Here is a 12,951-nt window from a genome sequence, read left to right as displayed (position 1 = left end):
GCGTTATTCGGCGGACCGGCCCCGCAGCCGGTCGATGTCGCGACGTTCGCGCTTGGTCGGCCTCCCTGCGCCGCGGTCGCGAACCGGGACGAACGGGGTCTCTTCCCGAGACGGGCGGGCCGGCGTACGGTCGTCGACCGCGAGGGCTGCCGCCGGTGCTCCGACGCGCTTGGTTAGCAGCTGCTTGACGACGAGGATGCGGTCGAAGCCTGCGATCCGGACGCGCAGCTCATCGCCGATCCGCACGGGCTGGGCCGCCTTCGCGCGGTCCCCACCGACCCGCACATGCCCCGCGCGGCATGCCGCTGTCGCTGCTGATCGGGTCTTGTAGACCCGGACTGCCCAGAGCCAGGCATCCACGCGAACGGAGTCGGTCACACCGTCGATTCTCTCGCGGCCCGCGCCGCGTGGGTCGCGATCACCGCTCCCACGGCGATGAGCCCCTGCCCGAGGGTGTAGGTGATCATGACGAGGGCGCTGCTGCCCGACGGCATCGTTTCGGGGAGGAAGAGCCGGAACGCGAGCACGGTGTCGGAGATGAGGAAGAACGCTCCACCCCACGCAATGGCCGGATGGCATCGGGTGGACAGGACGGCTGTGCCACCGAGAACGAGTCCGTAGATCGCGACTGCCACGGCAAGTCCGCCGAGGGCCGGCCAGAGGTAGACGACCAGGACGACCCACCACACCGCGTAGACCGCAGACCACCACGGCAGCCGCCGAACCGCGAGGAACCGCCAGAACAACACGATGTAGGCGATATGCGCGAGACCGAAGCACAGGAGCATCGCTGGGAGTTCGTCATCCAGAAACGGGAAGAAGGTCGCGGCGCCGTCGCCGAGCCACGACAGCGCGAGAGCGACGAACATCAGCGTGTAGGGGGCACCCCACTGCGAGCCCCGGCCACCCCAGAGCACAGCCACGGCAAGCAGCGGCATGAGCGCGAGCTTGGTGGGGCCGCTCACGGCATCCCACCCCGACAGCAGCGCCGTGACGTGCACGATCGACACCGCAACGTAGGGCAGGAACCCCCACCACCAGCGCGGTGAGAGGTCGGATGCGGCGACTCGGGTCGTAGCGGCATCAGCGGTCACAGACACTCCTTCGTGTTGGGAACCGCTCCCACCCTATTGCCGCTGAGCGTGCGAGAGGTAGCGCTTGCGGCCGAGTGATCGCGACAATGAACGGGGAGGGAGTCAAGATGGCGGAATCGATAGTGGTGGCATGTCCGTCGTGTGGTGCGAAGAATCGGGTCCCGGCGGCCCGTGCCGGGAAAGTCCGCTGCGCGTCGTGCCACGCGGATCTGCCCTGGCTCGTGGACGCCGACGATGCCTCGTTCGACGCTGTCGTCGGTGACGCTACGCTTCCGGTGCTGGTGGACGTGTGGGCGCCGTGGTGCGGCCCGTGCCGGATGGTGTCGCCGATCGTCGAGCAGATGTCGCGGGACTTCGCCGGAAAGCTGAAGGTCGTCAAGGCGAACTCGGATGAGTCGCCGCGCGTCTCGCAGCGTCACGGCATCCAGAGCATCCCGACTCTGCTGCTGTACCGGAACGGTGCGGAGCAGTCGCGGCAGATCGGTGCCCTTCCGGCACCGCAGCTGCGCCAGTGGGTGGCCGCCCAGGTCGGTTAGGGCTGGGTTCGTGCGCTGCCGCCACGACCGGCTAGGATAGGGGAGTTGTCCGCGCTTCGGTGCGGGTTCCGGGATGTGGCGCAGCTTGGTAGCGCACTTGACTGGGGGTCAAGGGGTCGCAGGTTCAAATCCTGTCATCCCGACGGATACACGACGAAGTCTCTCATCGGACGTCAGAAAATGCCTGATGAGGATCTTCTTCTTGCAACCTTGACTCTTGTGTTGAGGGTGAAGGGCTTGTCGCCATCTCGGCAACAGTTCGGAGAGAAATACCTGGCTACGCCGTGAATCCAGGGTTCGTCTTGTTTTCTTTCCCGTCAGGTACCTTGTGGGAAGTCAACCAGGCGGATCGTCGTCGGGTTACCCTGAGGTGCTTTCTGTCCAGGCGAGCAACAGCGCCTGCGCGAGAAGCTTCGCGTCGGGTTCGGGGCGGACGAGACTTCGGAGGCGGATCTCGTCTCGGCCGCGTCTGCCGCGCGTCGGCCCGCGCCGCGGGGACACGGGAGGCGCCGTTCGCCTGTCGTGATCGACGGCTTCCTGCGCGTCGAGGAACTCCTGGAAGGCGACGCTCGCTCGCCTCGGCAGGTCTCGATCGCGTGTGACGATTCGGCGGCGGTGTTCGGCCACGGCGCTCCTGCGCAGCGGCTTCGATGGGAGATAGAACGCGTGGAGTAGCCATTGCTTCGTCGGGGTCAGACGGGATAGCGCGGGCCCTCCTGTCGCCCAGTCGGAGCACAGAAGCAGGCGTCTTTCCCAGTAGGTGTCGTCATCGAGGTGTGGCATGTCGCACCGGTTCGCGTCTCGACGTCAGTGGTCGCTTCTATGCTCGTCCGTATGAGGGTCGGCGTCTACATCGACGGGTACAACCTGTACTACGGTGCGCGCGGGCTCTGCGGGCGGTCGACGCCGGGATGGCGCTGGCTGGATCTGCGAGGCATGATCGAGAGTGTGATCGCCACCCGTTCGCACTGGGGAGAGGTGACGATCGAGAACGTCACCTACTGCACGGCCCGGATCAGCGGTGCGAGCAACCCCGAGGGGCAGCGGGAGCAGGACGTGTACCTGCGGGCTCTGGCGCACACGGGCTCGGCGACGAGGATCAGCTTCGGAACGTACGTCGCGCGCGTGTCGACGGCGCCGCTGGCCGTCAAAGGACGCAACAGCAAACCTGTTCTCGTCGAACCGGACTGGCCGATCATGATTCAGGACCACAGCGGCCAGGACGTCCCGGGCGCGACGTTCATGGCCTCCGTCGCCCGGCGCGAGGAGAAGGGCAGCGACGTGAACGTCGCCTCCCATCTGCTGATCGACGTGCTCACCCGTAGGGTGGATGCGGCCGTCGTCATCAGCAATGACAGCGACCTCGCCTACCCGATCGGCGTCGCGCGCGAGCACGTTCCCGTCGGCCTGATCAACCCGACGAAAGGGGTCCGCGCGGGCAAGCTCGCAGGGACGCCGACCGAAGGCGCAGGCAACCACTGGTGGTACCGTCTTGAGCCCGATGACCTCTACGCGCATCAGCTCCCGAACGTGATCTCGTCCCGGATCACGAAGCCCGCACCATGGTGACGAGTGCTAACATGGGGTCATACCACCCGGCGCCTCTGGCGCCGGGTCTTTTCTTTGCGCATCACCGACGGTCCGGGGGCGCGCGGTAGCCTGGGAGCCGTGCGCCGTCCGGAGACCACCGCTGAGATCGATGCCCTGCGGACACGGATCGCGAGACTGGAGCGGGAACTTGCAGAAGCCCGCGAACAGCTGAGGGAGCTTCAGCGAGAGGAGCCGGTCGGCGCGCGCCCTCGCTCCGATCTGCTTCCTACCGTCACGGCGGCCTCGTCGAGCGCCGAGAAGCTCGCCTTGTTCCGAGCGCGCTTCACCGGCAGGAACGACGTCTACGCAACGCGCTGGACCAGCGCGCGCACGGGGAAGTCCGGCTGGAGCCCTGCCGTGCGCGGCGGCTTCTACACCGGCTCCGAGACCGCTGCTGACTACCTGCCACTCGATGAGCGCACGATCGAACGGCATCTGCGGGGCGCGGCTGCTCCTGGGGAGCGCGAGTTCCATATCGGTCTCTACCCGATGCTCGAAGGCGACCAGTGCAGGCTTCTCGTCTGCGATTTCGACGACGCAGAGTGGCGGCACGATGCCGCGGCCTTCGTCGCAGAGTGCGAGCAGGTTGGGATCCACGCGCTCACCGAGGTCTCCCGTTCCGGCGAAGGCGCGCATGTCTGGATCTTCTTCGAGGACGTGCTCCCCGCCATGACGGCTCGCGCAGCCGGGATGCGGCTCCTGCGCGCTGCGATGACCCGCAGGCCGGCGATGGACTTCCGCAGCTACGACCGCTTCTTTCCCTCGCAGGACACGCTGCCCGAACGATCCTCAGGGCGGGCGCGCCTGGGCAACCTCATCGCGTTGCCCTTGCAAGGCGACTGCCGCCGACGCGGGACGACCGTGTTCGTCGACCCCGACACATGGCGTCCGCACGAGGACCAATTCGCGGCACTCGCGTCGACGACGCCCGTCTCCGCAGAACGAATCAGGGAACTTGGAGCGACGAGCCACGCAGAGGCGCGCGTGGGGCCCGCCGAGTCGTTGGGCGCCAGGCCACGGCGAGCGAGCATCCGAGCGGCCGCGCGCGGAACCGCGCATAGGTCGCTGAAGCTTCGCCGCGATGCTCTGCTGCACGTCCCGACGGCACACCTTCCGGGCATCGTGATCACCGAGCTCAAGCACATGGCATCGGTGCCCAACCCCGAGTTCTATCGCAAGCAAGCACAGCGGTTCAGCACCTTCGGGACGCCACGCCTGGTCACCAGCTTCGAGCACGACGAGCACGAGCTGCGGCTACCACGGGGGCTTACCGACGAAACCGTGGCGCTCCTCGCGGATGCGGGATTTCAGGCAGCGATCGAGGCAACAGCGACGGCACAGACACGTCTGGAGCTGACATTCACGGGGCAGCTGCGAGAGAAGCAACAGGAAGCCGTCGACGCGCTCCTCGCACATGACACCGGAGTGCTCGTTGCACCGCCCGGGGCGGGCAAGACGGTCATGGCCTGCGCGCTCACCGCCGAGCGCGCCAGGCCGACGGCGATCCTCGTGAACCGGGCCGAACTGCTCACACAGTGGCGTGAGCGTCTTCAGCAGTTCCTCGGCCTCACCGACAAGCAGATCGGACAGCTGGGAGCCGGGCGTCGGAAGCGGCGAGGTGTCGTGGACCTGATCATGATGCAGTCCGTCTCGCACCGGAACGCCGACCCTGCGGTGCTGGAAGAGTACGGGCAGATCATCGTCGACGAGTGCCATGCCGTCGCCGCTCCCGCGACCGAGGCCGCCCTGCGCAATGTCAGCGAACGCTACTGGGTCGGGCTGACAGCGACCCCCTACCGTGCCGATCAGATGAACGGCCTGATCACGATGCAGTGCGGGCCGGTGCGGCACGTGCTCGACTCTCAGGAGCGAGCGGAGCGCAAGCTGATCGTCCACGAGACGACCTTCCGCACGGACGAGCCCGGGACAGACGGGCCGTCTATCCAAGCGATCTACTCGGAGCTCGCCGCCGATCCCGAACGCAACGCGATGATCGCCCGGCACATCAATGAGGCGGTCGCCCAGGGGCGGACGTGCCTCGTCCTGACGAACAGGCTCGAGCATCTCGACGCGCTCGCAGATGCATTGAAGGGATGCGCGGCGCCAGTGGTCGGGCTCCATGGGCGCCTCCCCACCGCGGAACGCCGGAGCATTAGAGCGTCTCTCAACGAGATGGAAGCACGGCAGCAGCCATACGTGCTCCTCGCCATCGACAAGGTCGCCGGCGAAGGGCTCGATCTCCCGGCGCTCAACACGCTGTTCCTAGGAGTTCCGGTCTCCTTCAAGGGGCGAGTGATCCAGCAGATCGGACGCATCACCCGCGGGCATGATGCCAGTCACCTCCCCGCCACCGTTCATGACTACCGCGACATGTACGTACCGCTTCTGGAGCGCATGTACTCGCGACGACGGCGCATCATGGCGAAGGAGGGCTTCGTGACGGCGGGGCCCTCCGAAGAGGAGTAGGTGCCGTTCATCGACGAGGACGCAGTACCCGTCTGATCGTGGATTCGCTCACTCCGTACATCTCCATCAGCTCGCGTCGGGTCGCCCCGCTGGCGAACAGACGCCGAGCCTCGGCCTTCTGCTCCTCGCTCAGGGCTGCGCGCTTCGACTTGGCGGTGAGGTCGAACCCGGCGCGCCGGAGCGTGTCGCGGACGGTGTTGCGGCGCACGTTGTACCGATTGGCAAGCTCATACGTGGATGCTCCGACCTCATAGTCATCGATGATGAGCCTCATGACCGATCGATGCAGTGCGTTTTGCTGGGGGATTGGCCGGTCATCCGCTTCCCGCGTCGAGCCTCGCGCAGTGGCCAGGAGTTCGGCCAGTTCCGCGGTTCTCCGCCCTTGTTGGCAGTAGTTTCGCAGCATTCCCGCGAGCGGATTCAGGTGGGCCCACGCCGCCGGAGGCTCCGCGCGCCGCGTAGCGGCGTGTGGAGTGGCGGTGGGGCGCATCCCGACCGACGCGTGCTGCCGGAGGCTCCGCGTCCCGCGAAGCGGCGTGTGGTGTGGCTGCCGGGTCGCCCTCCGTGCGGCGCTCAGGGTGCCGGAGGTGCGTAGGCGTCGTCAGGTGACCACGTCACAGTGGGGTCGGGGCGGAGCACCAGGATGTCGCCCGGCTGGATCGTCTTTCCTGGAGGCATGCGGTGGTTGTAGACCCCGACGGTGATGTAGTCGATGCAGAAGCGCTCGCCGATAGCGGCTAGTGCGTCGCCGGGCTGCACCGTGTAGGTCTCGATCCGCCCGTGTTCGTCGTAGCCCACCGGGCCGGCTGCGTACCCTGACGCTCCCATGTCGGTCAGCTCTCCGAGGAGCTTCCCAGGCCCCTCCCGGTCGATGGCGATCATCGCGTTGGTTGCGCAGTCTCCGGGGCCAATCGCAGAGAACGTGTGGCCATCGATCGTCTGGAGGTCCGGTCCGCTGGGCGGTGAGGGCGTCGTCGTTTCCGTGAGGGGAGCGGCGCCTGCGGTCGCTGCATCCGTCTCATCCGGGGATGCTGAGAGAAGCCCCGACGATGCTGAGCACCCCGTAATGATGCTGATGCCGAGACCGACACTGGCGATACCGGCGACGGCTCGAAGAGCGATCCTGGTGACGCGGCTCATGCGCTTCACCCTACGCTCGAGGGCGCGGAACATTCGCCCGCTCAGCGGACCTCGACCACGCCAGCTCGGATGCCCCACAGCACAGCCTGCAGGCGGTCGCGAGCCCCCGTCTTCTGAAGGAGGCCCGCGAGGTGATACTTCACGGTCGTCGGTTCAACGTAGAGGCGGTCAGCGATTTCGGCGTTGGAGAGTCCTTCGGCAAGCAGCAGTAAGACGTCAAGCTCTCGGTCGGTGAGCGGCGTGTCGGGCTCTCGCGACGGATCGGCGTCCGGGCGTCGGCGCTCTGCGAACTCGTGCAGAATCCGACGGGTGAGGCGCTGGTCGAGGGTTCCACCGCCGGCCGCGACGGATCGGACGGCGGCGAGCAGGGTCGGTTCATCGGCGCCCTTGAGGAGGAAGCCCGCAGCGCCGGCCTCGAGCGCGGCGAAGACATCCGCGTCCACGTCGAAGGTCGTGAGCATGAGTACCTCCGTTGCCAGCGTTGGGTCATCGACGATCGCGCGGGTCGCGGCGATTCCGTCTGTGCCAGGCATCCGGATGTCCATACAGACGACGTCGGGCCGCAACTCGCGCGCACGAGCCAAGGCGTCGGCGCCGTCGACGGCTTCTCCGACCACCTCGATGTCGTCTTCAAGGCCGAGGATCACCGCCAGACCGGCGCGGACGACGGCCTGGTCGTCGGCGATCAGAACACGGATCACGGTGCCTCCCGTGGGTCGAGGGGAAGGACGAGTTCGTTTCGCCATCCACCGGTGCTCGTCGGGCCGGTGTGCAGTCGGGCTCCGACCAGCTGCGCGCGCTCCGCCATGCCGGAGAGCCCATAGCCGGCCCGCTTTGCGTGGACGGATTGTCGCGCTGAGTCTGCGCCGGCCGGCGCCTGATTCGAGACTGTCAGCGTCACGGCATCCTGACCGAAATCGACATGGACGGTAGAGGCGGCGCCGGGCGCGTGACGAGCGGCATTGGCGAGTGACTCCTGAACCATACGGTAGGCGGTGGACTCGGCGAGCGGCCCGAGCGGATGTGGCGTTCCGGTGATATTCGCGCTCACGCTCTGGCCTCGCGCTCGCGCTGCGTTGACCAGTGCGGTGATTCGCGCGATGTTGGGAACAGGGCGGGGGTCGCCCGAGGCATCGTCGTCGCTGCGGAGTAACCCGACCGTTCGGCGAAGGTCAGCGAGCGCGAGTCGAGCATCTTCCTGAACACTCTGCATCATCTCGCGCGCTCGATCCGGGTCGCTGCGGGTGAGAGCTGTCGCCGCCTGGGCGCTCACGATGATCCCCGACAGATGGTGACCGGCGATGTCGTGGAGTTCGCGAGCGAGTGCAGTGCGCTCGGCGCGCACTTCGCGCTCGGCGCGTTCGATGCGTTCCTGCTCGAGCATCCTCGCCCGGTCCTCGAGCGCGCGCGCCAAGCGCTCGCGTCCGCGCATGTACTCGGCCACCGCGGCGGGCGCCACGTAGAGCACGGCAATCCGCGCCAATGCCGTGACCACGATGACGAGCCATGGTTCGCGTGACGCGACCAGCATCGCAGCGCCGCCGGCGAGAGTTGTGACAACGACGCCGGTGCTCAGCGCGGTGGCTTGCGCAGTACGAGCGCAGTGCCGCGCGACGGTGTAGGCCCCGAAGACGACCGCCAGGGATCCGATACCGAGCTCTCCCGCGGTGGTCGCCAGGATGACAGCGTCGAGGGTGACCACGGCTCCGAACGCGACGAGGGGCATTCGGTGGCGCAGGAGCAGAGCGAGGGCCTGGAGCGCGACGAGCCCGGCGTATGCCAGTGGTGAAGCGCCGCCCGGGAGAGATTCCGGTATGTCGGCGGCCCAGAGGTCGATCCCGATGAAGCCGACCGCGCCGGCAAACACGAGTATCGGCGGGAGCGCGGCGCGCGCGTTCGCCAGGAACGTCGAGGAGCGCGCCGCGGGAGACATGGTGCGAGTCAACCACGCCGGGTGCCGCTCTCGGGGAGCAGCACCCGGCGTGATGGTATCGGAACTCAGCTCGCGCACAGCGTGGCATCCAGGGCGTCGACCACGATCCGGTACTGCTCGAGCAGCGCTTCGTGATCGTCAGGCGAGACGACCGCCCACGGCAGCGCAGTTACGGCGATCGTCACAGCCGCGCCATCGGGGCCGACGGCGTTGCGGGTCTGCGTTCCTGGGATATCGCCGCCGTGACCCCACGCGAGTCCGCCACAGCTGAGGTGCCAGCTCTGCAGGCCGAGCCCGTAGGCGCCATCGGGCCACAGTTCGTCACCGGCCGGAACCGTCGTCTGCATCAGCGCGAGAGCCGTGTCGCTGAGCAGCTCCCCGCCGACGAGCGCCGACATGAACGTGTTGAGCTCGCGTGGCGTGGAGACCATGGCCCCGGCTGCCCACGCGAACGAGGTGTCCATCTCCGAGATGTCCCGCAGGTCGCCGGGAGTCTGGGCGTGATAGCCGACCGGATGCTCACCGCGCAGCATCCATTCCCCCGGGGAGGGGAAATAGGTGTGCTCGAGGCCGAGCGGAGCCGCGATGCGCTCGTCGATCTGTTGGGCCAGAGCACGGTCGGTGACCGCTTCGATCAGCAGGCCCAGCACGAGATAGTTGGTGTTGCTGTACTCCCATCTCGCGCCGGGCTCGAATACCGCTGGGCGAGTAAGGGCGATCTCGAGCATGTCGCGGGGAGAGATGTATCGCTTCTGCGCGGCGAAGGCGTCCGCGGCGATCTGATCCGCATACTCCGGCAAGCCGCTCGTGTGCTGCAGCAGCTGGCGCACGGTGATGCGCGCGCCGTCGATCCCGTCACCAGCGATGAGCCCCGGCAGGTAGGTGTCGATCGGCGCGTCCAGGTCAATTCGGCCTTCATCGACCAGCTGCAGCACGATCGTGGCGACGAACATCTTCGTGTTGCTGGCGATGCGCACTTCGCCGTCGACCGGTGGAGGCGTCCCGGTAGCGAGGTCTGCCATCCCGACCGCGGCATCGTAGGTTTCGCCATCGGGTTGCGTGATCGAGGCCAGTGCGGCCGGGTATCCAGCATCCACCAAGGACTGCATTCTGGTTTCCAGAGCGGCGGATGCCGCGTCGACCGCCTCCGCCGGCACAGCTGTCGCGCGAACCAGGGCGCCAGCGGCGACCATGGACGCGACCAGGACTGCTGCAGCGGAGACCGCGATCGTTGTGCGCAGTCTGCGTCCTTTACCGGACGAGGACTCACGAGGTGTGGTGTTCATCATCATCTCCCGTGTCCTCAGATGTCACGCCGCGAGAGCGCGACGGACGCCGCGGCCAGGAGGGTGGTCGTCAGAGCGATTAGCGCACCGATCGCTACGAGCAGTGGCACGTCGGGCGAGCCGCCATGGATGACGTTCTGCGCCAGAGCGACGGGGAGGTACTGCGTCCATAGGGGTGTCACGCCACCGCCGATCAGCTCCATCATGGAGGCGAGGATCGGTTCGAACAGCAGCGCGGCCAGCACCGTGATGACACCCGCGAGTTGTGTGCGGACCAGGATGCCGACTGCTAGACCGATCACGGTCAAGAGCATTATCGCTAGGACGCCGCGGCCGATAGAAGCGAGGATGTCGCCAGCGCCGATCGTCAGCGGGTTTCCGGTCACCATCAGGGTTGCCAGCAGCATGGTGAAGCTCGCCAGTCCCATGAGGATGCCGATACCGACGCCGCCTAATCCGACGGCGGCCGCCTTCCCGATGACGAGCCGTCCACGCCGGGGTGACGCCAGGACCGCACCCACGATGCCGCCGTAACGGTCATCGCTCGCACCGGCGAGGACTCCCAACAACACGACAGCGATCAGCGCAATCCCGATCGAACCGCCGCCAATCGAGGCGCCGAGCGGATTGATCGTGTCGAGCTGCGCCGCCGCGGTCGCGAGGTCCAGGCCTGGGAAGTCTGACCCCAGCGCCTCGGCGCCCGGACCGATATCACCGCGGGCGAGCGCGGGGAGGACGGTGACGAAGATCAGCTGTGTCACCACGAGTCCGACGAGTGCGATCGTGGCGCTCATCTTGGTCGCGGTCGTCGTGACGAGACTCAAGAGCTCTGCCCGGAACATCAGCGCACCCCCGTCGTTCCCGTGACACTGGGGTAGAAGCCCTCAAGGTCGTTGCCAGATGCGGCGACGGCTTCCTGCACGGAGAGGTCGGCGACAACGCGGCCGTCGGCGATCACGACGATGTCATCGGCGATGTCTTGGACATCCCCGAGAAGGTGGGAGGAGAGCAGCACACTGCCCCCGGCGTCGGCGAACGCACGCAGTCGGTCGCGAAGCCACCGCATGCCCGCGGGGTCGAGCCCGTTCGAGGGTTCATCCAGCACGAGTAGCCGGGGCCGAGCCAGCAGCGCCGCGGCAATCGCGATGCGTTGCTTCATGCCCAGGGAGTAGCCCCCGGCACGCCGGTCGGCGTCGGCTGTCATGCCGACCTCGGCGAGGACGGCATCCACGCGCTCGGCCTCGACGGCGGCGCGCGCTGCGGCGATGCGCAGGTGTTGGCGCCCTGTGCGAGCAGGATGCAACCCGCCGGCGTCGAGGACTGCCCCGACCGTCTGTGCCGGCCGTTCCATCTCCCGGTAGGGCTGGCCGAAGATGAGCCCCTTGCCCGAGTCGGGGGCGGCGAGCCCCAGGAGTAGACGGATTGTCGTGGTCTTGCCAGCACCGTTCGGGCCGAGAAGTCCGACAACGCGTCCAGGGCTGGTTGTGAAGGTCGCGCCCTCGAGGCGAGGCCGACCGCGGAAGGTCTTCCGGAGGTTCTGCGCGAAGAGCGGCGGTGAGGTTGGTTTTGTCATGACCCTAGCCTCGCGACGGGGGAGTTCGCACGCCCCAGCCCGAGGGCCAGTCGCCCCTGACCGAATGGCCAGTTTCGGCGCGCGGATGCCGCGACGCCGCGCTACTGCCTCGTGGCCAGCTCGCTTCCGGAGATGCCGTCATGTTCGACGCGCGGCGGCGACGGCGGTGCGGTGATCAATGCCGGCGTGATGCGCGGAGTCGACTCCAACCACGGAAGAAGCGTCGACGCTTGCGGACCTTATCGTCGGCGCTGACGATGGATGCATGGCCACGACGCGCGCGCTCGACCGACGGAACGCGGGATGGGTAGCGCTCGCCGTCGCTGGGGTGCTCGTGGCCGCGGCGCTCGTCTTCATATTGATTGTCGCGTCCGGGCTGGGCGAACCGCTCGCGGCAGCGCCGAGCCCCACACCCACGGCGACCGTCGAGCCGTCGCCAACGCCGACACCGACTCAGTTCGGGCCCGCCGCGGACACGACCGCCTACGACCTTGCCGGACTCCCCGAGATCACCGTCTTCGCCGTCGTCCCAGAGCTACCCGTCGACGACGATCCGTTCGGAGTGCTGACCGACGTCGCCGCTCGCGCGACGGGCACCGCGGCCCCTGTTTTCGCCGAGCCCGGTGGCGCTCCGGTGGCCTCCCTCCCGCGTGACTCGTACTACGACGGCACCGTGGTGCCGGTGATCGAGCAGTACGACGCATGGGTGAAGGTCATGCTCGTGGGCCGTCAGGCCTATCCATCCGGGGGAAACTCCGGGCAACTCACCGGATGGCTCCGGACGCAGGACGTCGAGTTGACGGCGCAAGAGGCCGTGATCGAGGTTTCTCTCAGCGACCGCACCATCGACATCGTTCGGGGCGAGGACCGCCAGCGCGTCGCCGCCGACTTCGGGTCCGGCGTGGAGGCGACCCCGACGCCCCTCGGTCGTTCGTTCATCATGACGGTGCGCACCGAGCCGAGCTTCGCGTACACGAGGGGGAATCCGATCACCTACCTCTCGGTGCAGAGTCCCACGCTTGACGGGTTCGACGGCGGCGATGTCGCCGTCACCGCCTTCCACTATCACGACACGCGTTCTGGCCAGGTGTCGAACGGATGCCTGCGCGTCGACGAAGCGGCAGCCCACGCGCTCGCCGCACTTCCGCTCGGAACTCCGGTGATGATCCGCGAATGACACTCGCACGGATGCCGCGGCTCAGCTGTTTAGATCAGCGAGCCCACGCCCGCTCGTCGGATAGTTGCCACTGGCACTAAGCCTCGATCCACCGATGGACGGGGCGTTGAGCGAGCGTCGTGACGTAGAAATGCCCCTCTGATCAGGAAGAATAGA

Annotated in this window: 13 protein-coding genes and 1 tRNA gene; 5 read left to right on the top strand and 9 right to left on the bottom strand. The window is 67.4% G+C overall.

The window, feature by feature from the left end; translation table 11 throughout:
* Positions 1 to 3: 3 nt before the first annotated feature.
* Complete coding sequence (locus ACQVDU_RS09085; protein WP_292727525.1) at positions 4 to 378, bottom strand: RNA-binding S4 domain-containing protein; 375 nt, start codon at positions 376 to 378, stop codon at positions 4 to 6.
* Positions 375 to 1,094 carry a lysoplasmalogenase family protein gene (locus ACQVDU_RS09080; protein WP_443476938.1) on the bottom strand — a complete coding sequence of 240 codons (720 nt, stop codon included), beginning with the start codon at positions 1,092 to 1,094 and terminating at the stop codon, positions 375 to 377. Before ACQVDU_RS09080 ends, ACQVDU_RS09085 begins: the two co-directional genes overlap by 4 nt.
* Before the next feature lie 221 nt (positions 1,095 to 1,315).
* Here ACQVDU_RS09080 and trxA point away from each other — a divergent pair, with 221 nt between their 5' ends.
* The 4 genes from trxA (at position 1,316) to ACQVDU_RS09060 (ending at position 5,686) form a co-directional block, all read left to right on the top strand.
* On the top strand, positions 1,316 to 1,630 hold the full coding sequence (trxA, locus tag ACQVDU_RS09075) for a thioredoxin (RefSeq protein WP_443476937.1): 315 nt from the start codon (positions 1,316 to 1,318) through the stop codon (positions 1,628 to 1,630).
* Between the two features lie 69 nt (positions 1,631 to 1,699).
* Positions 1,700 to 1,773, top strand: a tRNA-Pro gene (locus ACQVDU_RS09070).
* A 691-nt stretch (positions 1,774 to 2,464) separates the two neighbouring features.
* Positions 2,465 to 3,199, top strand: coding sequence for an NYN domain-containing protein (locus ACQVDU_RS09065; protein ID WP_300591359.1), 735 nt, complete (start codon positions 2,465 to 2,467; stop codon positions 3,197 to 3,199).
* A 99-nt stretch (positions 3,200 to 3,298) separates the two neighbouring features.
* The gene (locus ACQVDU_RS09060; protein WP_443476936.1) at positions 3,299 to 5,686 is read left to right on the top strand and encodes a TOTE conflict system archaeo-eukaryotic primase domain-containing protein; all 2,388 of its coding nucleotides are present in this window, start codon (positions 3,299 to 3,301) and stop codon (positions 5,684 to 5,686) included.
* Positions 5,687 to 5,693: 7 nt separating this feature from the next.
* On the opposite strand, the gene ACQVDU_RS09055 is transcribed toward ACQVDU_RS09060, so the two are convergent.
* The 7 genes from ACQVDU_RS09055 to ACQVDU_RS09025 form a co-directional block, all read right to left on the bottom strand.
* Complete coding sequence (locus tag ACQVDU_RS09055; protein WP_300591362.1) at positions 5,694 to 5,960, bottom strand: helix-turn-helix domain-containing protein; 267 nt, start codon at positions 5,958 to 5,960, stop codon at positions 5,694 to 5,696.
* Between the two features lie 299 nt (positions 5,961 to 6,259).
* Entirely contained in the window at positions 6,260 to 6,826 is a 567-nt protein-coding gene (locus tag ACQVDU_RS09050) for a LysM peptidoglycan-binding domain-containing protein (RefSeq protein ID WP_300591363.1), read from the bottom strand.
* 41 nt (positions 6,827 to 6,867) lie between these two features.
* Positions 6,868 to 7,527 (bottom strand): response regulator, encoded by a 660-nt coding sequence (locus ACQVDU_RS09045; RefSeq protein WP_300591364.1) that lies wholly within the window; start codon positions 7,525 to 7,527, stop codon positions 6,868 to 6,870.
* Positions 7,524 to 8,759 (bottom strand): sensor histidine kinase, encoded by a 1,236-nt coding sequence (locus ACQVDU_RS09040; protein ID WP_443476935.1) that lies wholly within the window; start codon positions 8,757 to 8,759, stop codon positions 7,524 to 7,526. The genes ACQVDU_RS09045 and ACQVDU_RS09040 overlap by 4 nt, the downstream gene beginning before the upstream one ends.
* 65 nt (positions 8,760 to 8,824) lie before the next feature.
* Positions 8,825 to 10,045 carry a serine hydrolase domain-containing protein gene (locus tag ACQVDU_RS09035; RefSeq protein WP_443476934.1) on the bottom strand — a complete coding sequence of 407 codons (1,221 nt, stop codon included), beginning with the start codon at positions 10,043 to 10,045 and terminating at the stop codon, positions 8,825 to 8,827.
* Positions 10,046 to 10,062: 17 nt separating this feature from the next.
* Complete coding sequence (locus ACQVDU_RS09030) at positions 10,063 to 10,887, bottom strand: hypothetical protein (RefSeq protein WP_300591367.1); 825 nt, start codon at positions 10,885 to 10,887, stop codon at positions 10,063 to 10,065.
* Positions 10,887 to 11,618: an ATP-binding cassette domain-containing protein gene (locus ACQVDU_RS09025; protein WP_300591368.1), complete on the bottom strand. Its 732-nt coding sequence runs from the start codon at positions 11,616 to 11,618 to the stop codon at positions 10,887 to 10,889. Before ACQVDU_RS09025 ends, ACQVDU_RS09030 begins: the two co-directional genes overlap by 1 nt.
* A gap of 265 nt (positions 11,619 to 11,883) precedes the next feature.
* Between ACQVDU_RS09025 and ACQVDU_RS09020 the strand changes: the two genes are divergently transcribed.
* Entirely contained in the window at positions 11,884 to 12,795 is a 912-nt protein-coding gene (locus ACQVDU_RS09020) for a L,D-transpeptidase (protein WP_300591369.1), read from the top strand.
* Positions 12,796 to 12,951: the final 156 nt, after the last annotated feature.

The organism is Microbacterium sp. F2, from assembly GCF_052274505.1.
GTDB lineage: Bacteria > Actinomycetota > Actinomycetes > Actinomycetales > Microbacteriaceae > Microbacterium.
The sequence above is the reverse complement of the archived record's forward strand: the minus strand, read 5'-3'. Positions and strand labels throughout refer to the sequence as shown.

Bases quoted from the DNA above. Each gene is read 5' to 3' on its own strand.
- ACQVDU_RS09065 (WP_300591359.1), top strand. From the start codon at position 2,465: ATGAGGGTCGGCGTCTACATCGACGGGTACAACCTGTACTACGGTGCG.
- ACQVDU_RS09055 (WP_300591362.1), bottom strand. From the start codon at position 5,960: ATGAGGCTCATCATCGATGACTATGAGGTCGGAGCATCCACGTATGAG.
- ACQVDU_RS09050 (WP_300591363.1), bottom strand. From the start codon at position 6,826: ATGAGCCGCGTCACCAGGATCGCTCTTCGAGCCGTCGCCGGTATCGCC.
- ACQVDU_RS09040 (WP_443476935.1), bottom strand. From the start codon at position 8,759: ATGTCTCCCGCGGCGCGCTCCTCGACGTTCCTGGCGAACGCGCGCGCC.
- ACQVDU_RS09035 (WP_443476934.1), bottom strand. From the start codon at position 10,045: ATGAACACCACACCTCGTGAGTCCTCGTCCGGTAAAGGACGCAGACTG.
- ACQVDU_RS09030 (WP_300591367.1), bottom strand. From the start codon at position 10,887: ATGTTCCGGGCAGAGCTCTTGAGTCTCGTCACGACGACCGCGACCAAG.
- ACQVDU_RS09025 (WP_300591368.1), bottom strand. From the start codon at position 11,618: ATGACAAAACCAACCTCACCGCCGCTCTTCGCGCAGAACCTCCGGAAG.
- ACQVDU_RS09020 (WP_300591369.1), top strand. From the start codon at position 11,884: ATGGCCACGACGCGCGCGCTCGACCGACGGAACGCGGGATGGGTAGCG.